Annotated in this window: 21 protein-coding genes; 13 read left to right on the forward strand and 8 right to left on the reverse strand. The window is 37.4% G+C overall.

Features of this window, described 5'->3' with window-relative positions; genetic code table 11:
• Positions 1 to 10 precede the first annotated feature (10 nt).
• Together msrP and HDT10_RS00055 are read left to right on the forward strand one after the other, a co-directional pair.
• Positions 11 to 823 (forward strand): protein-methionine-sulfoxide reductase catalytic subunit MsrP, encoded by an 813-nt coding sequence (gene msrP / locus HDT10_RS00050; protein ID WP_290878834.1) that lies wholly within the window; start codon positions 11 to 13, stop codon positions 821 to 823.
• A gap of 11 nt (positions 824 to 834) precedes the next feature.
• A complete protein-coding gene (locus tag HDT10_RS00055) occupies positions 835 to 1,365 on the forward strand; it encodes a hypothetical protein (protein WP_290878621.1) in 531 nt (176 codons plus the stop codon).
• A gap of 100 nt (positions 1,366 to 1,465) precedes the next feature.
• Here the strand turns inward: HDT10_RS00055 and murJ are convergent, their stop codons facing one another.
• Positions 1,466 to 2,899: a murein biosynthesis integral membrane protein MurJ gene (gene murJ, locus HDT10_RS00060; protein WP_290878624.1), complete on the reverse strand. Its 1,434-nt coding sequence runs from the start codon at positions 2,897 to 2,899 to the stop codon at positions 1,466 to 1,468.
• A gap of 96 nt (positions 2,900 to 2,995) precedes the next feature.
• Between murJ and HDT10_RS00065 the strand changes: the two genes are divergently transcribed.
• From HDT10_RS00065 to yedF, 5 genes are read left to right on the forward strand one after another with little or no spacing between them, the layout of a single operon-like run.
• On the forward strand, positions 2,996 to 4,786 hold the full coding sequence (locus HDT10_RS00065; RefSeq protein ID WP_290878628.1) for a flagellar assembly protein A: 1,791 nt from the start codon (positions 2,996 to 2,998) through the stop codon (positions 4,784 to 4,786).
• 9 nt (positions 4,787 to 4,795) lie between these two features.
• Positions 4,796 to 5,377, forward strand: coding sequence for a Holliday junction branch migration protein RuvA (gene ruvA / locus HDT10_RS00070; protein WP_290878631.1), 582 nt, complete (start codon positions 4,796 to 4,798; stop codon positions 5,375 to 5,377).
• Positions 5,378 to 5,393: 16 nt separating this feature from the next.
• Positions 5,394 to 6,725: a 30S ribosomal protein S12 methylthiotransferase RimO gene (gene rimO, locus HDT10_RS00075; protein WP_290878634.1), complete on the forward strand. Its 1,332-nt coding sequence runs from the start codon at positions 5,394 to 5,396 to the stop codon at positions 6,723 to 6,725.
• On the forward strand, positions 6,725 to 7,777 hold the full coding sequence (gene tilS, locus HDT10_RS00080) for a tRNA lysidine(34) synthetase TilS (RefSeq protein ID WP_290878637.1): 1,053 nt from the start codon (positions 6,725 to 6,727) through the stop codon (positions 7,775 to 7,777). Before rimO ends, tilS begins: the two co-directional genes overlap by 1 nt.
• Entirely contained in the window at positions 7,774 to 8,106 is a 333-nt protein-coding gene (gene yedF, locus HDT10_RS00085; protein WP_290878638.1) for a sulfurtransferase-like selenium metabolism protein YedF, read from the forward strand. Before tilS ends, yedF begins: the two co-directional genes overlap by 4 nt.
• On the opposite strand, the gene HDT10_RS00090 is transcribed toward yedF, so the two are convergent.
• The 5 genes from HDT10_RS00090 to HDT10_RS00110 are packed head-to-tail and all read right to left on the reverse strand — an operon-like array spanning position 8,096 to position 12,840.
• Positions 8,096 to 9,160 carry a glycosyltransferase family 9 protein gene (locus HDT10_RS00090; RefSeq protein ID WP_290878640.1) on the reverse strand — a complete coding sequence of 355 codons (1,065 nt, stop codon included), beginning with the start codon at positions 9,158 to 9,160 and terminating at the stop codon, positions 8,096 to 8,098. The two genes, yedF and HDT10_RS00090, sit on opposite strands and share 11 nt — an antisense overlap.
• Positions 9,132 to 10,076 carry a lipid A biosynthesis lauroyl acyltransferase gene (locus tag HDT10_RS00095; protein WP_290878642.1) on the reverse strand — a complete coding sequence of 315 codons (945 nt, stop codon included), beginning with the start codon at positions 10,074 to 10,076 and terminating at the stop codon, positions 9,132 to 9,134. Before HDT10_RS00095 ends, HDT10_RS00090 begins: the two co-directional genes overlap by 29 nt.
• Positions 10,073 to 11,086: a lipopolysaccharide heptosyltransferase I gene (waaC, locus tag HDT10_RS00100; RefSeq protein ID WP_290878645.1), complete on the reverse strand. Its 1,014-nt coding sequence runs from the start codon at positions 11,084 to 11,086 to the stop codon at positions 10,073 to 10,075. The genes HDT10_RS00095 and waaC overlap by 4 nt, the downstream gene beginning before the upstream one ends.
• Positions 11,086 to 12,576 (reverse strand): Ppx/GppA phosphatase family protein, encoded by a 1,491-nt coding sequence (locus HDT10_RS00105; RefSeq protein WP_290878648.1) that lies wholly within the window; start codon positions 12,574 to 12,576, stop codon positions 11,086 to 11,088. The genes waaC and HDT10_RS00105 overlap by 1 nt, the downstream gene beginning before the upstream one ends.
• Before the next feature lie 6 nt (positions 12,577 to 12,582).
• Positions 12,583 to 12,840 (reverse strand): YfhL family 4Fe-4S dicluster ferredoxin, encoded by a 258-nt coding sequence (locus HDT10_RS00110; protein WP_290878652.1) that lies wholly within the window; start codon positions 12,838 to 12,840, stop codon positions 12,583 to 12,585.
• A gap of 167 nt (positions 12,841 to 13,007) precedes the next feature.
• Between HDT10_RS00110 and HDT10_RS00115 the strand changes: the two genes are divergently transcribed.
• Genes HDT10_RS00115 through HDT10_RS00135 form a run of 5 tightly spaced genes read left to right on the forward strand, consistent with a single transcriptional unit; the run spans position 13,008 to position 17,006 of the window.
• Complete coding sequence (locus HDT10_RS00115; RefSeq protein WP_290878655.1) at positions 13,008 to 13,613, forward strand: UDP-N-acetylglucosamine 2-epimerase; 606 nt, start codon at positions 13,008 to 13,010, stop codon at positions 13,611 to 13,613.
• 8 nt (positions 13,614 to 13,621) lie between these two features.
• The gene (locus HDT10_RS00120; RefSeq protein WP_290878838.1) at positions 13,622 to 14,125 is read left to right on the forward strand and encodes a UDP-N-acetylglucosamine 2-epimerase; all 504 of its coding nucleotides are present in this window, start codon (positions 13,622 to 13,624) and stop codon (positions 14,123 to 14,125) included.
• Positions 14,118 to 16,235, forward strand: a complete 2,118-nt coding sequence (locus tag HDT10_RS00125; protein ID WP_290878658.1) for a glycosyltransferase — start codon at positions 14,118 to 14,120, stop codon at positions 16,233 to 16,235. Before HDT10_RS00120 ends, HDT10_RS00125 begins: the two co-directional genes overlap by 8 nt.
• The gene (locus HDT10_RS00130) at positions 16,219 to 16,473 is read left to right on the forward strand and encodes a hypothetical protein (protein ID WP_290878661.1); all 255 of its coding nucleotides are present in this window, start codon (positions 16,219 to 16,221) and stop codon (positions 16,471 to 16,473) included. The genes HDT10_RS00125 and HDT10_RS00130 overlap by 17 nt, the downstream gene beginning before the upstream one ends.
• Positions 16,470 to 17,006: a class I SAM-dependent methyltransferase gene (locus tag HDT10_RS00135; RefSeq protein ID WP_367159052.1), complete on the forward strand. Its 537-nt coding sequence runs from the start codon at positions 16,470 to 16,472 to the stop codon at positions 17,004 to 17,006. Before HDT10_RS00130 ends, HDT10_RS00135 begins: the two co-directional genes overlap by 4 nt.
• Positions 17,007 to 17,018: 12 nt before the next feature.
• Here HDT10_RS00135 and HDT10_RS00140 read toward each other — a convergent pair whose 3' ends face one another.
• Positions 17,019 to 17,696, reverse strand: coding sequence for a hypothetical protein (locus HDT10_RS00140; RefSeq protein ID WP_290878664.1), 678 nt, complete (start codon positions 17,694 to 17,696; stop codon positions 17,019 to 17,021).
• Positions 17,697 to 17,705: 9 nt separating this feature from the next.
• Entirely contained in the window at positions 17,706 to 19,763 is a 2,058-nt protein-coding gene (gene glyS, locus HDT10_RS00145; RefSeq protein WP_290878667.1) for a glycine--tRNA ligase subunit beta, read from the reverse strand.
• Between the two features lie 123 nt (positions 19,764 to 19,886).
• On the opposite strand from glyS, the gene HDT10_RS00150 reads away from it, so the two are divergent.
• Positions 19,887 to 21,230: a PAS domain-containing sensor histidine kinase gene (locus HDT10_RS00150; protein WP_290878670.1), complete on the forward strand. Its 1,344-nt coding sequence runs from the start codon at positions 19,887 to 19,889 to the stop codon at positions 21,228 to 21,230.
• Positions 21,231 to 21,261 lie beyond the last annotated feature (31 nt).

The raw sequence follows: 21,261 nt of genomic DNA on the forward strand, positions 1-21,261 counted from the left end.
TTATCGTTCTATGAGCCAACAAGAGATGATAAAAGTCAATGGGCAGGCTCTTGCAAATACTCCAGAGGATTTAGCGACAAGTTATAATAACTTTTATGAGTTTGGATATTCTAAGTCAGACCCAAAAAATAAATCCAAAGATTTCAAAGCACGTCCTTGGGAAATCAGCATTGAAGGAGAAGTGGAGAAGCCCTTTAAGATTCTTGTAGATGAATTATATAAAAAAATGACTTTGGTAGAGCGAGTTTATCGCTTCCGCTGTGTAGAGGCGTGGAGTATGGTGATTCCTTGGATTGGGTTTGAACTGCGGGAGTTGATAGAATATGTAAAACCAACAAAAGAGGCAAAATATATTCGCTTTACAACCTTGTATGACCCTAAGCAGTTTCCTATGCAAGGGGGATTGTTTGGGTTAAATACAAGCTTTTTAGATTTTCCTTATCAAGAATCTTTACGACTTGATGAGGCAATGCACCCTCTGACGATTCTTGCAGTGGGAATGTATCAAAAGAAACTTTTGCCCCAAAATGGAGCCCCGATTCGCTTAGTTGTGCCTTGGAAATATGGATATAAGATGATTAAATCTATTCATAAAATTGAATTTTTAAAAGAGCAACCCCTTTCTACTTGGGAAAAAGAGAATCCCAAAGAATATGGATTCTATGGCAATGTAGATCCGCAAGTCGCCCACCCGCGATGGTCTCAAGCAAGTGAGCGTGTGATTGGACAAAGAGGAGGGCGCGTGCCGACACTTTATCTCAATGGCTATGCAAAAGAGGTAGAATATCTTTATGCTGGGCTAGATAGAACAAAACTTTATTAGGGTCTGCTTGCTTGCATTTAATAGAAATTGCTTGTTTTGCGTTGCTTGCTTTTGTCTCTTGGCAGGTGATTTTACTTGTGGAATCCTTAGGAGGATTGGGCGACCCGATTGCTACGCTTTATTTTTGGAGTGGTTGGATTTGCATTTTTCTTTTAAGCCTTTCTTTGATTGCGCCAAAATACAAAAGAGAGATTGGTTTAGCCGCTTTTGTGGCTGGAATCTTGCATAGTGGCATTTTTGTGATTTTGGATTTTGGTTGGAATCTTGCATTGATTTTTACGGAATTAAAGCAAAAGTATTATTTGTATTTTGGTGTTTTATCCTTTTTGTGTCTTATGACTTGTGCTTTAGGGAGTTTGTGGGGCTTTCAAAGATTCAAGCTTTATTATTTGGCTTATTTGGCTTTAGGTTTTGGGCTTGTGCATTTGCTAATGATTCAAAAGATTTTGACACTTCATTATCTTGTGTTAGGAATTGGAATTGGAGCATTGATAATCTATAAGCTTTTTAGAAAATTTTATCCTAAATGCGGCAATTTATAATCTGAAGCCTCGTGGCACACATTGCAACAGCAATTTGCTCATACCTGCAAAAAGCAAGAATCTCGTCAATAGCGTTAGCCAGCATTGTAACCAAATTAAATTATAAGCTAAAAATATAAGTCTTAAAAGCAATGAGAATCAAAAATTCTCCGCTTAAAAGGAGGAAAAGAATCAAAATCCATTTGGGATTCCATAAGATATTCCAAAAGCGATTCCAACCAAAAAAATGTAAAGTGAGGAAAAAAACAAAGAATCCGCTAATACTCCCCCCAAGAGCAAGCCCCCTTGCACCTAGATACTGCATAAGAATAAAAGAACAAAAAGTGCCAATAAAGAGTGAAAATGCCGAGATTTTGGCTGCGAGTGCTTGTTGAGATTTGGAATAAAGCCAGAGTGAAAAAATGCGCGCCAATCCAAAGGGCAATAAGCCGATTAAATACATACCAAAGACGCCCGCACATTGGAATGTATCCGCACGCGTGAATTTGCCTCTCTCAAAAAGTAGCCAAATGATTTCATCTTGAAGCAAAACTCCCCCTACAACGCACAAACTAAGCAAAATGCTAAGCAGCCAAAAAGAGCGGGAAAGCTCTTTTAAGGCTAGGGATTCTTTGGACTCTTTAATGTATTTTGCAACCATTGGAAACAAAGCAGTAGAAGTGGCAATAGCAAAAATAGCTAAAGGAAGCTGAAAAATACGATTGGCATAATACAGAGATGAAATGCTGCCACTGACCAAAAAAGAAGCCAAAAGTGTGTCAATAAAAGACGCAAATTGTGCGGTGGAGCTGCCAAACATTGCAGGAAAAAATTGCTTGAAAAACGCCTTGACGCTTTTGTCAATAGAGGCTTTTTTGTTTGGAGTTGCACAATGTGATTTTGCTCTTAATTCCTTAAAGCCTGCGCATAAAAGCTTAAAGAATCCTAGACGCCACATAGGATAACAATGCAAAAGGATTTGCGCTACCCCACCACAAAGCACGCCGTAGCTTAGGATTAAAATCACTTGATAGGATTCGCTTCCTTGCGCCAAGAGAAGCGCGATAATCATTGCGAGATTCAAGAGGGCAGGAGAGTAAGCCCAAGCGGTGAAATTGCGCTTAAATTGTAGCATTGCGCCAAAAAGCGTTACGATAAAAATCAAAAGCAAATACCAAAAGTTAATGGCGACTAAGGGTGCGGTTAGGGAAATGAGTTCTTCCTCAAACCCAAAGGCTAGAAGTTTAGTCAGCGGCACGCTAAAAATCCATACAAAAACAGAAAGGAGGATTAAAATTCCACAAAAAATTAAACCAATTTTCAGTGCGAATCCTCCGCGTAAGCGCGCATTAAAGAATCCGGGCAAAAAAGCTTGATTAAATGCCCCCTCTCCAAAAACGCGGCGGAAAAGGTTGGGCAGTTTAAAAGCCACAAAAAACATATCACTATAAACGCTAGAGCCCAGAATCGTAGCGGTGAGCAAATCACGAAAAAATCCAAGAATCCTTGAAGTGAGGATTCCACTGCTATTGGTAAAAAAGGCTTTAAAAAACATTTTTGATTCTCTTTAGCGTTAAAATCGTGATTTTTAAATGAATTTTATAACAACTTAGGATAAAATAATGTTATTTTGTAAAAGGTTTGAGAAATTATGTTAAAAAAATCATTGCAAACATTTAGACCTTATTATGTTAATGAATGCGAAGATATTAAATTTGCGATTAAGCAGGTTTCCTCTCAATTCAGTATGGACGCAGATTCCTTTGATTTTGAGTTACAATCCATTACAACCTACAAAAAAAATCTTTATGACTATGAATCCCAATTAATTCCCCCCCAAGAAGTAGATGAGTTTTTTAGTAAGCGAGATAATATGCTAGAGCCGAATCTCGTAATGAACCAACGTTATTGTATTTTGATTAAAGAAAAAGAGAAAAAGGGAGAAATGCGATTCCATTTCACTGCGGATAAAGCCTTTAGTGAAGCGTTTTTGATTTTTCGTGTGGGATTTAACTATGATAAAGACGATTTTGACAATGTTTATATGCAAATCCAAAAAGAAAAAGCGTGGAATAAGATTCTATGCTTCAATGAAAAGCAAGAAAGAGAAGCGTTAGAGGAATTTTTACAAACTTTAGAATATCCTTTGAGAGAGGAAGTGAAATATAAGATTTTAAGCGGGGTAAATCTGATTCCAAGTGTGGAAGGAAACTTAGAGTTCAAAAAAGATATTACAGGGCAGTTTCAAACGGTGGTAAAAGACGATATTATTTGTGAATACAGAAAGCCACTACAAGGCAAACCCGGACGCAATATTCGTGGAGAATATATTATTCCACAAAGTCCTAAGACATTACACCAGCCTTGCTCCTTGCAATACGATAAAGAAAGCATTGCGCTTAGAGATTATCCTTGTTGCGTTTATTATGTGAGTGTGATTGGTGGAATCTTAAAATACGAAGATGGATTCTTGTATATCCGAGATGTTTTAGAGACAGAATCCGTTACGCTCAAAACCACAGGTTCATTGATTGGGGATATGAATAGTGGCACGGTGGTAAATATTACACAAAAAGACGCGATGAAAGAGGCTTTAGGGCAAGGAATGAAAATCCAAGCTAGTAAAGTCAATATTGAGGGTAATATCGGCGTCAATGCGGAGATTAATTCAAAAGAAGTGAGCATTGGGGGTTTTACGCATCAAAGCTCCAAAATCTATGCCAATGATGCGGAAATCGCAACACATAAAGGCTATGTTAGGGGCGAATATATTAAGGTGGATATGCTTGAAACAGGGATTATTGAGGGCAAAAAGGTAGAAGTAGACCAAGTCTATGGCGGTAAGATTTATGCAGAAGAGATTGTGATTAATACCTTACACGCGAATGCGTTTTTGTATGCAACAAAAAATATCCACATTGCCAAAATGGTAAAGGGAGAAAATAAATTCTTTTTAGCGGCAAATTATAGTCCTTTGGGAAGAGAAAAATACGAATCTTTAGTCAAACAAAAGAATGAATCTATTAAAGAAGCCATTCGTATGACAAAGGAACTGAAAGTTGAGAGTTTGGAGCTTAAGAAACTCAAAGCAACAGCCGATGAGATTCGTGGCACTTTGATTCATTACAAAAACACCAAAACAACCCCTCCAAGTTATTTGCTTGCGAAGTTTGAAGAATATCATCAACGCGTCCTTGCGCTCAAAAATAAAAAACAAAAAATCAATGAATTGAGTATGGACTTTAAAAACGCGCGTGAAGCCCTCAATATGCTAGATGAGATGACAAAAAACGCTACGATTGCGATTGATAGCGGTTGGATTGGCTATAATGAAGTGCATTATATCTTTTATTCTCCTAGTCGCGAATTGCTTTGTGTGCCTAAGCCGGGTGAGCCCTCTAAAGTCGTCTATCAAAAGGGAAAAATTCAGCTGATTTTATAAAGGAATCTTATGATTATCGCATTAGAGGGTGAGATTTTTATCAAAGAGCCCACGCGTGTGGCACTCAAATGTACGGGTGTCGTCTATGAAGTGTTTGTTTCTTTGCAGACTTCTAACCAAATCAAAGCCAAAGTAGGCGAGAATCTTACTTTGCACATTACGCATATTATTCGTGAGGACGCACAGCTTTTGTTTGGGTTTGTGGAATTGATAGAAAAAAGCCTTTTTGAACGTTTGATTAAAATTAATGGCGTGGGTCCTAAGGTCGCCATAGCGATTTTATCTACCTATAATCCCCAAACTTTTGCCAAAATTGTAGAAAGCAATGACATTAAGTCTATGCAAAGAGTGCCGGGGATTGGTCCTAAGAGCGCGGGCAGGATTCTAGTTGAGCTCTCTGGCTGGTCGTTAGAACTAATGCAGGGTGAGAGTGTCAAAGTCGCAGAGGATTCCAACTTGCACCAAGTTATCTTGGCTTTGGAATCTTTGGGTTATAAAAGTGATTGGATTGCAAAAGCCACTCAAGGCTTAGAAAATGCCGAAGTGGGTGAAATGGTCAAAGCCGCATTGAAAAGATTGCAGACATTATAAGGATAAGTTGGAAAGAATGAGCAAAAAACTACACTTAATCTCTCTTGGTTGCACAAAAAATCTAGTAGATAGCGAAGTGATGTTGGGGGCTTTAAGTGAATATGAAAATACGCAAGAGTTAAGCGAAGCCGATGTCGTGATTATCAATACTTGTGGGTTTATTGAAGCGGCAAAACAAGAGAGTGTGCAAAGTATTCTTAATGCAATAGAATCCAAAAAGGAAGGCGCGATTCTAGTCGCAAGTGGTTGCTTGAGCGAACGTTATGCTAAAGAGTTAAAGCAGGAGATTCCAGAGATTGACATTATTACAGGCGTGGGGGATTATGATAAGATTCATCAACTCATAGAATCGCATAAAAAAGGAAATCAAATCCTCTCCAATCAAAGCGGCGTATTTTTAGCAAATGAGAATCACAAGCGCATTATTAGCGGCTCTTCTATTCACGCTTATGTTAAATTGTCTGAAGGCTGCAATCAAAAGTGCAGTTTCTGTGCGATTCCAAGCTTTAAGGGCAAATTGCATTCGCGCACTTTAGAATCCACACTTAAAGAAGTGAAAAATCTTGTTGGGCAGGGCTTTAGAGATTTTAGCTTTATTGCACAGGATTCTAGCTCTTATTTGCGTGATATTGGAATCAAAGAGGGGCTAGTGGAGTTGATTTTGAGCATTGACAAGCTTGCGCAGGAGGGATTGGAAATCAAAAGTGCTAGGATTTTATATCTTTATCCCTCCACGACTTCTAAGCGTCTAATTGCTGCGATCCGCGATTCTAAAGTCTTTCAGAATTATTTTGATATGCCTTTGCAGCATAGCAGTCAAAAAGTTTTAAAGGCAATGGGAAGGAGCGGAGAGTTTCAAGAGCTGCTCAATGCAATGCGTGCCGTGCCCAATAGCTTTGTGCGCACGAGTTTTATTATCGGACATCCGGGTGAGGGTGAGGAGGAGTTCGCAGAATTGTGCGAGTTTATTCAAGCTTATCACTTTGATAGAATGAATCTTTTTGGATTCTCTTGTGAGGAGGGAACTCAAAGTGCGAAACTAGAGCAAATCCCGCAAAAGGTTATTAATGCGCGCTTAAAAGCAATTAATAAAATTTTTTTGAAGCAATACAAAAAGGATTTAAAGGCTCTAGTAGGGAAAGAGATTATCGCGATATTGGAGGGGAAATCCACAGAATCAGAATATTTTTATAGCGCGCGTGAGATTCGTTTCGCTCCGGAGATTGACGGGGAGATTTTGATTAATGATAAAGAAATAGAAGAGGAGCTAGAGACGGGATATTATCGCGTCAAAATCACAGAAGTCATAGGGGAAAGTGTGCTTGGCTGCGTGCTTGGGCGCGCATAATGTCAGACTTGATTCCACTAGAATTTTTAGAGGAGTTAAAGAGGGGTCGGAATCTTTTGGCGTTTTCTGGAGGGGCGGATTCTAGTGCTCTATATTTTTTGCTCCAAGACTATGGAATCCCTTTTGATATTGCCATTATGGATTATGGGACAAGAAAGCAATCTCGCCTTGAGGTTTCCTATGCGCAAAATTTATGTTTTCTTGATAAGAAGCAATGTTTTGTTGAATATGCACCTCCAATTCTAGGGAATTTTGAAAGCAATGCGCGCAAGTTGCGTTATGAGTTTTTTGAATCCCTCGTTGCGCGTTTTGGATATACGCATTTAATTTTAGCGCACCAACTAAACGATGCGTTAGAATGGTTTTTGATGCAGTTTTGCAAAGGTACAAGCGTGCAAATGATGCAAATATCGCCCAGAGTTCCAAGGGCTACCTATTGCATTTTGCGTCCCCTATGGCAGACGAGCCGTGCGCAGATTCTCCATTATCTGCAAAAGAATCAAATCTTTTATTTTGAGGATTTTAGTAATTGGAATCCACACTTTAGGCGCAATTACTTTAGAGCCAATTTCACCGATAAGCTTCTAAGTGAGTTTCAAAGTGGAATCGCATTTAGTCTAAGGCTGCTCAATGAGGAATCCCGACAAGACAATGAAAATTTAAACAACAAGATTTTTGAGATTCCAACTTTGGGGCTATTTTGCGTATTAGAGCTAGAATCCTTGCAAGACGCATTAGGGGTGGCGGATTTTGTGTGTAAAGTTTGCGGTGTCTTGCTTTCGCGTGCGCAGAAGTTGGAGTTAAAAGAGCTTTTGAGAGAGGAGAATTTCTCGCTAGTTTTCAAGCATAGAATCTCAATAGAAAAGGCGAGAGGTAAATTATTTTTTGCACCTTATTTGCATTGTAAGCCAACGATTCCGAGACGAATTCGTGAAAGGTATCGTTTGCTTGGGATTCCAAAAAAATTTAGAATCTTTCTCTTTTGCGCAAGGATTTTAGGCGCAGAACAAAGAGTTTTGGATAAAATTGCAAACTTAAAGGAGAGAAAATGAATAAAATCTTATTGATTAAAGACGATGCAATCGGTGAAAATAGTGAGCTTGGACGCAAGCTTATGCTTGGTTTTTTGGGTATGGTAAAAGAATGCAGCCCGCAGCCTAAAGAAATTTACTTGCTCAATCGTGGAGTTTTGTTAGCTACGAAAAACGAAGCGGGGATTGAAGTGCTTAAGGGCTTAGAGGCACAAGGAATCACAATCTTTGCCTGCCAAACTTGCTTGGAACATTTTGGGTTAATGGAATCCTTAAAAGTAGGCAAAGTCGGCAATGCAAAAGCCACATTAAATGCCCTCTTGAATGCAGAGAGTGCGATTAGTTTGTAGGCATAAGAGGTGTTAAGAAGTCTTGTAAGGCTTTTAATGCGAGATCTTCTTGTAGTTTGCTAAGCAAGCAATCACTTTTTTTGCTTCCATTGCAACCATCTCTACCGCAAGGAATGCAGGACATTGTTTCTTGATAGATGCGGTGTTTGCCCATACTTTGGATTCCGTTGTTTGCAGTATAGCCGGATTCCATTAAAGCATTGTCCCAGGGTCCCCAGACTTTAGAAAAACTTGGACCAAAAAATGCAAAAGTAGGCGTATCGTTGCTTGCGCTTAGGTGCATTATGCCGGTATCTACGCCGACAAATGCGAGTGCTTTGGAATTAAGCAAAGAAACTTCCGCAAGAGATAAATTTCCATTAAAGGAAAGTGGTTTTGTATGGGTGAGTTTGAGGATATTTTGTAGTTTTGTAGATTCCCTAATGTCATTGGAGGTTGTAAGTATGCAAGGGACTTGATAGGTTTCCGTGATAAAGTCAATCATCTTAGCACAGAAGCTATCCTCTAGGCATTTAAACATCCAATCGCTAAAGAGGTGCAAATGCACAAAATGTTTTGGAAGTTGCGCGAATTTCTCACAGGATTGTGCAGTGTTTGCACGAACGCATTTTGTAAGGATTGGAATCTTGAGTGCGCGCAAGGATTCTAAATTATACTCAATATTGTGTCCGCCTTTGTGCGTTAATTTAAGGTTATAGAGGTGTTTTGCCCAAAAGCTAGAGGGAGGGAATCCTACACGAATCTTTGCTCCACTCCAAAAGCTCAAAAACGCCGTGCGCTCTCCGGAAGTCAATCCTATCACAATATCGTATCGTTCTTTTTTGACTGCAAGCAAGAGAGAAATTTCTGTATAGAGTCTGTAAAAAGGATTTTTGGGACGTTTGAGGAGGTGGATTTTGCGCAAATTTTCGTGGCTTATTGCTCCTTGTGTGCCCTCATTGACTAGTAAATCAAGGATACATTCTTTCCCATAATGTGCTTTCAGGTTTTGGAAAATGGGACTGACTAATAAAACATCGCCGATTTTATTGAGTTTGATGATTAGGATTTTCATAAATATGCTCATACTGATTTTTGAATTTTCTGTGAAACCATAGCCATTCCTTAGGATTTTCGCGAATAGCTTGTTCTAAAATATCACTTTGGATTTGGGTTAGGTTTTGAATATCTGCTTGTAAATCATCTGTTTTGTGAAAGGTGATAGGAGGCAGAATCTTGATAATGATTTTGCGATAATCTTTGGAATAAGAAGTAAAGGCATGCACAATTTTGGCATTATACTTCAATGCCAAAATAGAAGCAATGGGTGTATGGCGGACATTTTTGCCAAAAAATTTTACCAATAAACCATCGCTTTTTTTTGTGTTTTGGTCTGTTACTGCCCCAACAACTTTATTTTTTTTGAGTGCTTTCACGAGCCCTAGCATTGCCCCCCCTCCACCTTTGTTTAATATTTTGATTTGAAACTTAGAGCGCGTTTGTATCAAATAGGAATCATATAAGGCATTGTTTGTCATTCTCGCAAGGGCTGTAATGGGGTGATTGAAGTAGCAGCTAAAAGCCGGGAGAGCATATTCCCAATTTCCATAATGTGCAGTAACAAAAATAATCCTTTCACCCTTTTGAAGCAAGGATTCAATAATCTCTGGATTTTCAAAAGAAATTTTTTCTAAAATGTGTTGCTTGTGGCTCACAGATAGCATAAAAAAGGCAATAGAATTATAGACAAGATTGACATAGTTTGTTTTGAGAATCTCTTGCTTTTGGGTTTCAGTTAGGGATTCATTGTAGGCAAAATCAAGGTTGGCTAATAAATCAAATTTGCGCCTAGAATCTAGCAGATACAAGAGAAGCGCGATTCCTTTTGCGAAGCCAAGACGCAAGAAATGAGGTAGATATAAAAAGCAGTAGCCTAGAGCCTTTAAACTAGCAAAAAATGCGATTTCTTTTAGGGATTGAAAGAATTTCATAGGGCGTCTTTAGGGGTTTGGTCTAAAAGTCTGCAAGCCACTTCATAGATACTCGCAGGAGAAATCGTGCGAATGCTAAAATCATCTTTTTGATAATTTGCTTCTGCGTTAGCACTTAGAGAGAGATTCTGCATTGTGTGTAGATTGAATCTTTGCGGTGGAGTTGCTCCAAAGAGCGTGATAGAGGGACGATGAAGAGCCCAAGCCAAATGCGTGATACCTGTATCGCCCCCGATAATCAAATCCATTTGTGCTACGAGTGTTTTGACTTGATTTAGGTTAAGATTGTGGATATTTTGGAATTGCACACTTTTAGGATTTGGAATCGTCAAATTGTAGCGACTTAGAAAAAGCGGTGTAATCTCTCTTGTATTCAAGAGCGAAGCGAGTGCGACAAAGGATTCTAGGGGATAGGTTTTATTGGCTTTAGAGGTCTCTAATACGCAGAGGACTTTTTTGCCTTGTGGTAATGCAAAAGGCAAGGGGAGGTTTTGGAATCCTAAAAAGTCTTTGGGATTTTTTAAGGTTTCTAAAGTTGGGACGCTTAAGCCTAATGCACCAAAAGCTAAAGTCGCATTGCGTAGTAGGATATGCTCCTCATAAGGAATAGGAATTTTTCGATGATAAAAAAGTGTGGCGAGAGATTCTTTAGCCGATTGGAAGCCGATGATTTGGGCTGTCGTTAGAATTTTGCTAACAAAAGCAGACTTGAGTAAGCCTTGCAAATCTAATACCATATCGTAGGATTCTTGTTTAAGAGTATGGTAAATGGCTTTGAGAGCCTTAAAATCTTTAGTAGCAATGGCTTGCTTGAATGGTAGGGTAACTAGTCTATCAATGCAGGGCGAATCCTCTAAAATTGCGCTAAAAACACTATCAACATACCAATGCAAAGTGATATTGTGCATTGTTTTTAGAGATTCCAATAAAATAGGCAAGACGCTTGCACTATGGATAATGTCGCCCATTGCACTTAAACGAACAATAGCAATCTTAAGAGGAGTTTTCATTAATTTAAACTTGAATCTTTTGAGGCTTGAACAAATGCAATTTCTACGATTGGATTGGGTAGGATTAACTTATCAATTTGTTCGCGCACGAGATAAGAGGGGCTAGGGTGTGCGATTTGTAGTCTTAGTCCCTTAGGGTGGGTTTGGAAAGCAAATTCAAAGTCTTTTGGGGTTTGGTTTTGGCTTAGGATTTCACAAAGCCCGACAAAAAAGCTAAGAATCCGAATCTCTTTTATCTCCGGTAGTAAGTCTGCATAATGCAGAGAATCTGGAATCTTTTTAGAGGCAAATTTTACAAGTGTGGCAATGAGTAGGCGGTCTTGATGACCTAAGCCATAATTAAGAGCATTAAAAAGAATATAGTTTCCGTGATGACTTTTTTCATAAAAGTTTAATGCGATTCCGATATTGCATAGCTCCGCACTAATGCTTAAATGCTGTTCGTAGGAAGTGCTAACTAGCGAATAATCCTTTTGTGCCTTAAAGAGCTTTAGTGCTAAGGATTTTTGCAAATTAGATTGTTTAATGTCGCGAATAAATCGGTCTTTTAGATTTCTCACGCTGGGATTAAAACGGGGTGGAAAGTGTCCATTTTCGTAACGCAAAAGGTCTTCTAAAAACACTCCCTCACGCACGCCAACCCCGCTTGTAACGACATTTTTTGCTTCAAAGTTCAATAAGGCTAGATGAAAGATGAGTGCGCCCCCTTGAATAGAATCAATCCTGTCCTCTTTAATGCCAAGTTGCGGCAATTCCTTAGGTTTAGCGGTGTAGATTTGGCGGAAAAAATCAGAATGTGCAGAAAAGTCGTATTCGAAAGCGTGTAAAGTATCTAGCGGATAATTGATTTGCTGCTGAATCGTTTTGCTTAATGCCCTAGCAGTTCCTCCAATCCCAAAAATACGTTGATGACGAAAGTGAGGGGGAATCTGTGCGAGATTCTGCTTGACAAATGCAATTGCTCCTTCTAAATCCCCTTTGTCAAAGAATAATTCTTTGAGGCGGATTGTCCCTAGATTGAGCGAGATTTTATCAATCACTTTGCAATTCTCAATGAGTGCGCATTCTGTGCTTCCTCCGCCAATGTCAATCGTAAGCCCCTCACGATAAGGCAATAAATTCAATGCGCTTAATGCCCCGAAATACGCCTCTTGCTCGCCTGTAATGACTTTAATTTTAAGTCCGATTTCTCGTGCGAGCTTTAGAAAATCTGCCTTGTTGGGTGCATCACGTACCGCCGAAGTGGCAACGCATAGAATCTTGCGTGCTTTATGGGTTTTGGCAATCCATAGAAAATCTTTCAAGGCACAAAGGGCGCGTTCCATTGGCTTGGGTTGTAAATAGCCTTGATGTTCATAGGTAGATTCAGAGATTCTCACTTTGCTTTTGGTTTCATAAAGCAAGTGGAATCCCAAATGGCTTGTTTTTTCAAAAATCGCCATTCTTGCGGAGTTTGAGCCAATATCAATAATTGCAGTGATTTGTGCCACTTTGCTTTACCTTAAATCTTCTTGATGTAGTTGAGAATGTTTAAATTTTAGCTCCTCTAGTGTTTCTACATTGTCAGGGTCAGAAACGATTGCATCTACGGGGCAAACAGAGAGGCAAGCAGGCTCATCATAGAATCCATAGCATTCTGTGCAACGTTCTGGGTCAATGGTATAATAAGGGTCTCCCTCTTCAATCGCTTCATTGGGGCATTCTTCACGACAGGCATCACACGCAATACATTCTTCATTAATCATTAAAGACATAAGTTGCTCCATTAATTTAATAAATTTTAAAATAAAGTTTTTAACTAAAAAATTCTAAAGAATTACTTAAAAATTATTTTTCTGTAAGCCCCCCACCCCTTTTTTTTTAGAAATTAATTGCTATAATTGCTAAATTTTTTTTGGATTTTAATTTTTTAGGAGATTCTTTGAAAAAAATTATTGTGATTTTTGGCACACGTCCAGAAGTTATTAAATTGGCTCCTGTAATTTTAGAATTAAAAAAATATCCATACCTCTACAATGTTGTACTTTGTAATACAGAGCAGCAAAAAGATATTTCTAATCAGGCTTTGGAGTTTTTTGGATTGAAAGCAGATATTTCTTTGGATTCTATGACAAATAATCAGACTCTATGTCAAATTCAAAGCAAGATTTTATCCAAATTGGAGGGAGTATTCCGCGAACATTTTGATTTGACTATTATTCAAGGTGATACAATGAGTGTTTTTGTGGGTGCTTTAGTTAGTTTTTACCATAAAGTACCCATTGCCTATGTTGAATCAGGTTTGCGTTCTAATGATTTATTTGAGCCATTTCCAGAAGAGGTGATTCGGCAGTGTGTGAGCAGAATCGCAAGGATTCATTTTGTTCCATCTTCGCAAAGCAAGTCCAATTTGATACGAGAAAACATTCATTCCAACATCTACCAAGTAGGCAATACAAGTATTGATGCCCTATCTTTACTATCTCAAAATTCAATGCAGCAATCATTACAATTCTTTGATAATCTAGTGGGGGGGGGGGCTTTTTAAATAGTGAAATTGTCTTAGTTACTGTTCATCGTAGAGAAAATCACGGAAAACGTTTAGAAGTTATTGTAAATGCAATTCGTGATTTAGCATATAGATTCCCCACGCACCTTTTTGTTATACCTGTTCATCCTAATCCTAATGTTGCTTCAATTTTTGCGAGTTTGAAAAAATCTCCTAATATTTTTTTGTTACAGCCCTTAGAATATCCTCAACTTGTCCTTATTATGAAATCCGCAAAATTAATTTTAACTGATAGTGGAGGGATTCAAGAAGAGGCTACCGCCTTTGGTGTTCCACTTATAGTGCTACGATATAAAACAGAACGTGTAGAGGGTGTAGAATCTGGATTTGCGAAGTTGGTTGGTGCGGATTATCAGAGGATTTTAGGAGAATCTAGTCAAATCTTAACTCAAGACAAGCAATCAACGAGAGTTCATAAACCAAGTCCTTATGGAGATGGTAAGGCAAGTCAAAAAATAGAGAATAAAATTAGGGAGTTTTTTAATGAATAAATTAGTTAGTGTTGTGTTGCCAACTTATAATGGCGAAAAATATTTGAGGCAATCCATTGAAAGCGTCTTAAATCAGTCTTATGAAAATTTAGAACTAATTCTTGTTAATGATTGTTCTAGTGATGACACGCAAAGTATCATTTCAGAATATGCAAAACAAGATAAACGTGTAGTGAGTATCATAAATTCTCAAAATTACAAACTACCAAAATCTTTAAATGTTGGCTTTAGAGAAGCAAAGGGAGAATATTATACTTGGACTTCTGATGATAATTATTATCAACAGAATGCCATAGAGGAGATGGTAGATTATTTGGAGTCTCATCAAGATAAAGTTGCTGTGTGTGCTAATTATATTTATATTGATGTAATTAAAGGAATAGAATTTGAAGTAATTACTATCCCAAATGATATAGAACGCTTGATATTTGATGGAAATCCTTGTGGGGCTTGTTTTCTCTATCGTTCATCAATCGCTAAGCAAATTGGGAATTATAATGAAAAACAATATTTAACAGAGGATTATGATTTTTGGTTGCGAATGGGACTTATTGGAGAGATAGGACATATTAATAGAAGTCTTTATTCTTATCGCAACCATATAGATTCTTTAACTTCACAAAAGAAATTAGAAATCATTCAAAAGACAAGAATATTGCGTCATTCATATTTACAAAGGTATTTACAAAAATTTCCATATTTGAAGCAAGCACAAAAATTTAAGAAAGCTATGATAGAAGAGCAAATGATAGAGTTGGGACAAACTCGTGATATGAATTTAATTGAAAAAATCAATAGTCAAAAGGAGATTTCGAAGAAAGTGCTTTATAAACTATATAAAAGTTTTTGGGAAGAATCTTTAGATGCTATTTATTTGGAGGCAATCAAAAGACTTAGTTTGTTTTATAGAATAAAAACCTTAAGTAAAAAAATTTTTAAAAGAATTTATCTTAAAAAGATTGTTGGTTGCAAATGTAAACACTATTTGTTTGGTATTCGGATTGGGACTTCTTGGAATTGCAACGTCAAAGAAATTTTTAATAAAATCACACGTGAAGTTTCAGAAATCCATAGAGGGAAATTTCTTGTAGTCATTCCCAGTGATAAATTGGAAGATTATGTCAAAAAAGGATTTAATTCACTTCGCTTATCCACTTACTATAATCCTAATGGATTTTTTGATAAGGTGTTTTGTCTAGGGATTGATGAAAAATTTGGTATGACGATAATTGGTGTTTCACCAAAGATTTATCGCAAGGCATTAGAGATTATTAAGCCTGTTTGTGTTCGCGCTTATGGGGGATATTGGGCGACTACTTTTGCAGTTTCTCATCGCGTGAATGGAATCCCTGTGGTTTGTAGTGTGCATGATACAAACCCATCATTGTTATACAAAGAAATTTGTGGTGCGGATAAAGTCATAGTGATGTCCAAAGCAGTAGCTACTTTATGCTTGAATAGGGGGGTGCAAGAATCTAAGATTGAAATCTTGCCGAATCGTGTAGATATTTCTAAATTCTATCCCCAAAAAATTATGAATTTAGAGAATTTTTCTAAAAACTTTAAATGGATTTTATATATTGGTAGATTGGCAGAGCAGAAAAATCTTGATACACTCTTACAAGCTTTTTCTCTATTACCTGATGAATATAGGCTACTTATTGTGGGTAGAGGTGAAGCTTCAAAATATCAACTTTTGAGTGAAAGTTTAGGAGTGCAGAAACGTATTGTTTGGAAAGAAGCAATTACAAATGAAGAGTTGCCAAAGTATTATAATTTTATGGATTGCTTTTGTGTGCCAAGTCGTTGGGAAGGCTTTGGAATAGTTTTTATAGAAGCGGCGGCTTGTGGAATGCCCATTGTAACTTCCAATATTTCTCCAATGAATGAGTTTTTGACGCATAATGTCAGTGCTTATTTGGTAGATGATTATGAGAATCCCAAAGCCTTAAGTGAAGCAATTCTCGCTGTATGTGAAAATAAAAATTATGCGGAAGTTTTGAAAAAGGGTGCAGTCCAAGTAGCTAGTAAATTTGCTAAAGAAAAAATTGATGCACAGGAGGCAGAGATATATTCAAGAATAAAGGATAAAAATGCAGCGAAATCATAGAATGGTCAAGATTCTTAGTTGTTTTATTTCGGATAGAGAAAAAAGACGTGCTTTTAGAGCAAAGTATGGGTCTTATCCTCTCAATCAAAACTATCAAAAGGCAATGCAAATTTGTGAAAATGCAAAAAATCTAGTAGATATTGGTTGTGGTCCAAGTCCCCATAGAAATGCTAAATATGCAGTTGATATGTTTGCTTCAAAGACAATTCATAGACACGCGGGGGGGGGGGAATTATAGATGAAAAGAGCCTCAAAGAGAGAGGAATCAAATTTATAGAATCTGCAGTGGAAAAAATGCCCTTTGACGATAAGTTTTTTGATGTTTCTTTGAGTCGGCATATGATAGAACATGTAGATAATCCGATTGTAGCTTGCAAGGAGATTATGAGAGTTTCTCAAAGTGGGGTTATTATTTGTCCTAATGTATTTGCGGAGTATATATTTGGTAGAACTTATCATAAGTGGTTTGTGCAAAGGCGAGGAAATACTTTGATATTTGTCGAGAAAAATGAAAGCGAAATTTCACCACTTTTTGGTAATCCTCCAAGAGTTGAAAATAGTAGAGTTAATGGCGATAAAAATACAAATCCTTTTGATATTTTGCTAAATGATAGGCATTGGTATAAGGGATTTGAGGGATATAAAAGGTTATCAGAGAAAATTAGAGCACTTTGGTATGGACATGAACCTGCAATAGAGAATGTATTGATTTGGGAGGGTAGCTTCAATGTAGTGGTTATCAGTCAAAATGGTGGTGTTTCACAAATTTAGCTAAAATAGGTTTCACAATCTCAAGATTCTAGTATCAAGTGCCTTGCAGTTATTTTCTTGATTTTTGGGTATCTCTTGTGGAATCTCACTAAGGATAATTTTATTGTTTGGAATAAGTGGAATCAAAGAAAGATTGCCACTTAAATCTAAAATATCGGCTTTGGCAAAAATTGCTTTAGTCAAGTCCTCTTTGGATTCTATCCGAAAGATTCGCTCCAAACCAATTTTTAGTGCATAGTCGCTTAAATCTTTAAGTTCCACTTGTGTTAGAAATTTGGGAAGCAAAATCACCCCATCTGCTCCATATACAAGAGATTCTAGCAGTTGATAAGAATCTAGGATTAAAAAATCATAAATCAGTGGAAGGCTCACATAACGGCGGATATAGGTTAGAATCTCTAGGGATTCTATCAGAAACGCACTTGCTTCCTTTTCACAATTTTTAGCAATTTGCAAAAATGTTATTTGTGCCTCATTGAAATCCGTCTTTTGGGATTTTGCAAATAAATTTTCAGAGAAACCATAGAGGTTTTGAGGGGTAAAATGGGCAGATTTTTTTAAATGTAATGGGCGCGGTTGATAGGGCGTATAGGCGAGTGCTCGCCCAAGCCATTCTTGCGGGAAACTTTGTGATTTTTTAGTAACAGCTTGTTTGATTTTGGCTATTTCATTCTTAGAAAAATCACGCAAATCTAAGCCCTAGAAGCTAATTTCTTTAATGTCTGCAATCTCCAAAAATGCTTTGTAAATCCTTGCGATGAGGTGTTTGCGATTCTTTTTGAAATCCTCGTCAGGCGCATTGACGAGCACTTTATCAAAGAATCTATCCAAGATTGGATTAAGTGTCAGCAGTGAGTTTAAACGCGCAGCATAATCACCGCCCTCAAGCAAGCAAGCATTAAAAGCCTTATAAAGCTCTATTTCTTCTGTTGCAAGCAGTTTGTCCTCTTGAATGCTTAAATCAGAATTTAAATCCACTTCTTTGGTAATGTTTGCAAGTCTTTTAAAGGTTTGTGATAAAAGATTCTTATCTTGATTTTTAAGTGTGGAATCTAGCGCAATTAGTTTTTGAGAAATTTGCATTAAATCGCGTTCGTTTGTGGCTAAAACGGCACGCAAGAGTGAGGGATTGAAGTTGAGCATAGAATCTAGCCGCTCTAAAATGAAATTTTCAAGCGTTTTGAGTTCAAAAGTCTGATAAAGTGGTGCAAGTTTTTCTAAAATCGTCTTTAAATTAAGGGGTAAATGAAAATGCAAGGCAATCTTAATCACTCCATTTGCCGCACGGCGCAGAGCAAAAGGGTCGCGTGAGCCACTCGGGATTTTTGCAATGCTAAAAAGCCCCATTAGATTATCTAACTTATAAGCAAGGGCGATAAGGGCACTGATAAGGTTTGAGGGCAAGGCACTTTCTTCAGAATTTGGCAGATATTGTTCTTTGATTGCAAGTGCGACTCTCTCATCATAGCGGAGAGATTTGGCATAATAATAGCCCATAATCCCCTGCAATTCAGTAAATTCATATACCATTTCGCTCATCAAATCCGCTTTGCTAAGTGTTGTAGCTTGGTCTAGGATTTCACTTAAAAGCCCAAAATCTGATTCCATTGTAGAGAGTTCTTGTTCAAAGAGTTGGTGTAAAATTTGGACGATTTTGCGCTCACGAGTTGTTTTATCCCACATAGAACCTAAACCCTCTACAAATGTTACTTCTTTGAGCCGTTCGGGTTGGAATCCTGCTTTCAAATCATTATGATAAAAGAATAATGCGTCTTCTAAACGCGCACGAAGCACCTTGAGATTACCCTCTATGATTGCTTTAGAATCTTTGGCGAGGCTATTGGAAACCACAATGAAGCCATTGTTTAACGTTGCGTCTTTGTAGGTGGCAAAATAACGTTGGTTTGTTTTCATAGAAGTGATGATACAAGGAGCTGGAAGCTCCAAGAAATGCGCACTAAATTCGCCAAAAAGTGCCGTAGGATATTCGGTAATGCTTACGATTTCTTCTAAAAGCTCTGTATCTAATTCAACTTTAATCCCTTGTGCATTTTCAATCTGTTCAATTTCTGCCAAAATTTTTTCTTTGCGTTTGGCTTGGTCTAAAATCACGCCCCCATTGCATAAAATGTCAAAATAATTTGGAATATTTTGCACTTCAAAGGGTTCAAAGCTTACATTGCGATGCGCAAAAGTCTGTGCTTTGCTCTCTATACCATAGAGATTCAAAGGAACAAGTTTGTTATCAAGTAGGCATAAAATCCAAGAAATAGGGCGGATAAAGGAATCTTTCAAGCTTCCCCAACGCATTGTTTTGCCAAAATTTAGAGATTCTAAAAATTCTTTAATCATTGTTTCTAGGAGTTCAGTAGCTGGCACTTGCGGGGCTTGTTTTTGGCAATATAGAATCTCTTTTCCCTCTTTGATAGTTGTCGTGGCTTCTTCTTGAGAGATTCCGCATTTTTTGAAAAATCCTAAAGCCGCTGGAGTAGGCATATTATCTTTGTAAGCAATGCTTAAGGGAGGTCCGAAAAATTCTAAGGTTTCTGCAGCTTGAAATTGGGGGAAGTTTGAAGCAGTGATGACTAGGCGGCGCGGCGTATAAAAAAAGTCAAATGCGCAAGTAAGACGATTAGCTGTTAAGATTTTTTGGAATTTGCCTTTGATATTTGGAAGTTCAGCCAAAAATGGAATTGCAGGGAGCTCCTCCGTGCCAATTTCAAGCAAAAAAGGACTTGTATTGAGTGCAGTTGTCATTATTACCTCTAAATTAAAAATTCTAAAATTGTAACAAAATAAACGCAAGAAAAAACTTTAAAATCCATAAATATTGAATTTTAGGATATAATTAATTTAAAGTAAATGTATCAGGGAGAATCGGTGGAATGGCTATCTAATTGGAATGAGAATTATTCGCTTGCGATTCTATTTTTTGGGCTTGCAGTTTGTTTTTTTGGAATCATTATTTATTTGTTTTTAAATTATAGAAAGCTTTTAGATGAAATGAAAAACAAAGAAAAGCTTGAAAGTGAGTTATTGAATAAAAATATGCAAATTGAGAGCTTAGGCAAAGAGCTTGCTAATCAGATTGAATATGAGATTGCACAGAGGCTCAAGAGTGATTATACTTACGATTATTTGTTTGAAAATAGCCTTAATGCGATTATTCTAGCACAAGATGAGGATTTGAAAATTATCAGGCGCAATAACGCAGCCTTGAATCTGTTTGGAGGGGAAATCTTAAATCATAATATTTTAGAATTGTTTAGTGATAAGACGCATAAAAAGTCTGTATTTGAAAAAATCACCCAACTCAAACAAAGCAAATTGCGTCAAAACTTTCGTTTAGATTTATGCGTAGCGGATTCCACTATCCCTGTGGTTGTCTCTATTCACTTTATGAACTTCGCCCAAAAAATCACCCTATACTTTGCATTTGTGGATATTTCAGATATTGCAAAACTAGAAAATGAATTGAGCAATAAACGCGTAGTCTTAATGCAGAAAAACAAAGAAGAAGCAATGGGCAAAATGCTAGGAAATATCGCACATCAGTGGAAACAGCCTTTAAACTCTCTCTATCTGCTTTGCCAGAATCTCAAAGAAATGAATCAATACAATGAATTAAATAGTGAAAATTTTGAAAAATATATTCAAATGATGGCAAAACAAATTGACTTTATGTCCAAGACGATTGACGCATTCCGAGAATTTTACAATCCTAGCAAGAATGAAGAGGAATTTGAAATTTATTATGCAATCAAAGAAATGTTGGAATTGTTTTATGGGCTTGTGGATAAAAGAATCAGTATCAAAATGCAGCCCTGTAAGGAAAAGAAGCAGCTCAAAACTTATGCAAACAAAAACGAATTGCAGCAAGTAATGATTGTTTTATTAGATAATGCGATTGATGCTATCAAGGCGCGCCTCAATAATGGAGAAATTAAAGAGGGAAAAATCCGCATTCATTGTGCAATGGAACAAAATATTGCAGGAGTTAAAGTCTGCGTGATTCGCGTGCAAGACAATGGAGGAGGGATTAATACAGGAATTGCGAGAAAGATATTTGACGCATTTTTCACCACTAAAGGAAGTGGTAGTGGAATGGGGTTAGCAATGGCGCAAATGATTTTAGATAAAATGGAGGGGAGAATCACATTTGTCAATGAAAAAGAGGGGGCGGAGTTTAAGATTGAGCTACCGATACAAATCAAAAATCAATAGTCCAAGCTATTTTAAATGATTTGATTAATTG

The organism is Helicobacter sp., assembly GCF_014799995.1.
GTDB lineage: Bacteria > Campylobacterota > Campylobacteria > Campylobacterales > Helicobacteraceae > Helicobacter_D.

Excerpts from the sequence above, each read along its gene's own strand:
- ruvA (WP_290878631.1), top strand. The coding sequence starts at position 4,796 with ATGATTATCGCATTAGAGGGTGAGATTTTTATCAAAGAGCCCACGCGT.
- murJ (WP_290878624.1), bottom strand. The coding sequence starts at position 2,899 with ATGTTTTTTAAAGCCTTTTTTACCAATAGCAGTGGAATCCTCACTTCA.
- HDT10_RS00125 (WP_290878658.1), top strand. The coding sequence starts at position 14,118 with ATGAATAAATTAGTTAGTGTTGTGTTGCCAACTTATAATGGCGAAAAA.
- HDT10_RS00065 (WP_290878628.1), top strand. The coding sequence starts at position 2,996 with ATGTTAAAAAAATCATTGCAAACATTTAGACCTTATTATGTTAATGAA.
- glyS (WP_290878667.1), bottom strand. The coding sequence starts at position 19,763 with ATGACAACTGCACTCAATACAAGTCCTTTTTTGCTTGAAATTGGCACG.
- yedF (WP_290878638.1), top strand. The coding sequence starts at position 7,774 with ATGAATAAAATCTTATTGATTAAAGACGATGCAATCGGTGAAAATAGT.
- HDT10_RS00095 (WP_290878642.1), bottom strand. The coding sequence starts at position 10,076 with ATGAAATTCTTTCAATCCCTAAAAGAAATCGCATTTTTTGCTAGTTTA.
- rimO (WP_290878634.1), top strand. The coding sequence starts at position 5,394 with ATGAGCAAAAAACTACACTTAATCTCTCTTGGTTGCACAAAAAATCTA.
- HDT10_RS00110 (WP_290878652.1), bottom strand. The coding sequence starts at position 12,840 with ATGTCTTTAATGATTAATGAAGAATGTATTGCGTGTGATGCCTGTCGT.
- tilS (WP_290878637.1), top strand. The coding sequence starts at position 6,725 with ATGTCAGACTTGATTCCACTAGAATTTTTAGAGGAGTTAAAGAGGGGT.
- msrP (WP_290878834.1), top strand. The coding sequence starts at position 11 with ATGAGCCAACAAGAGATGATAAAAGTCAATGGGCAGGCTCTTGCAAAT.
- HDT10_RS00130 (WP_290878661.1), top strand. The coding sequence starts at position 16,219 with ATGCAGCGAAATCATAGAATGGTCAAGATTCTTAGTTGTTTTATTTCG.
- waaC (WP_290878645.1), bottom strand. The coding sequence starts at position 11,086 with ATGAAAACTCCTCTTAAGATTGCTATTGTTCGTTTAAGTGCAATGGGC.
- HDT10_RS00090 (WP_290878640.1), bottom strand. The coding sequence starts at position 9,160 with ATGAAAATCCTAATCATCAAACTCAATAAAATCGGCGATGTTTTATTA.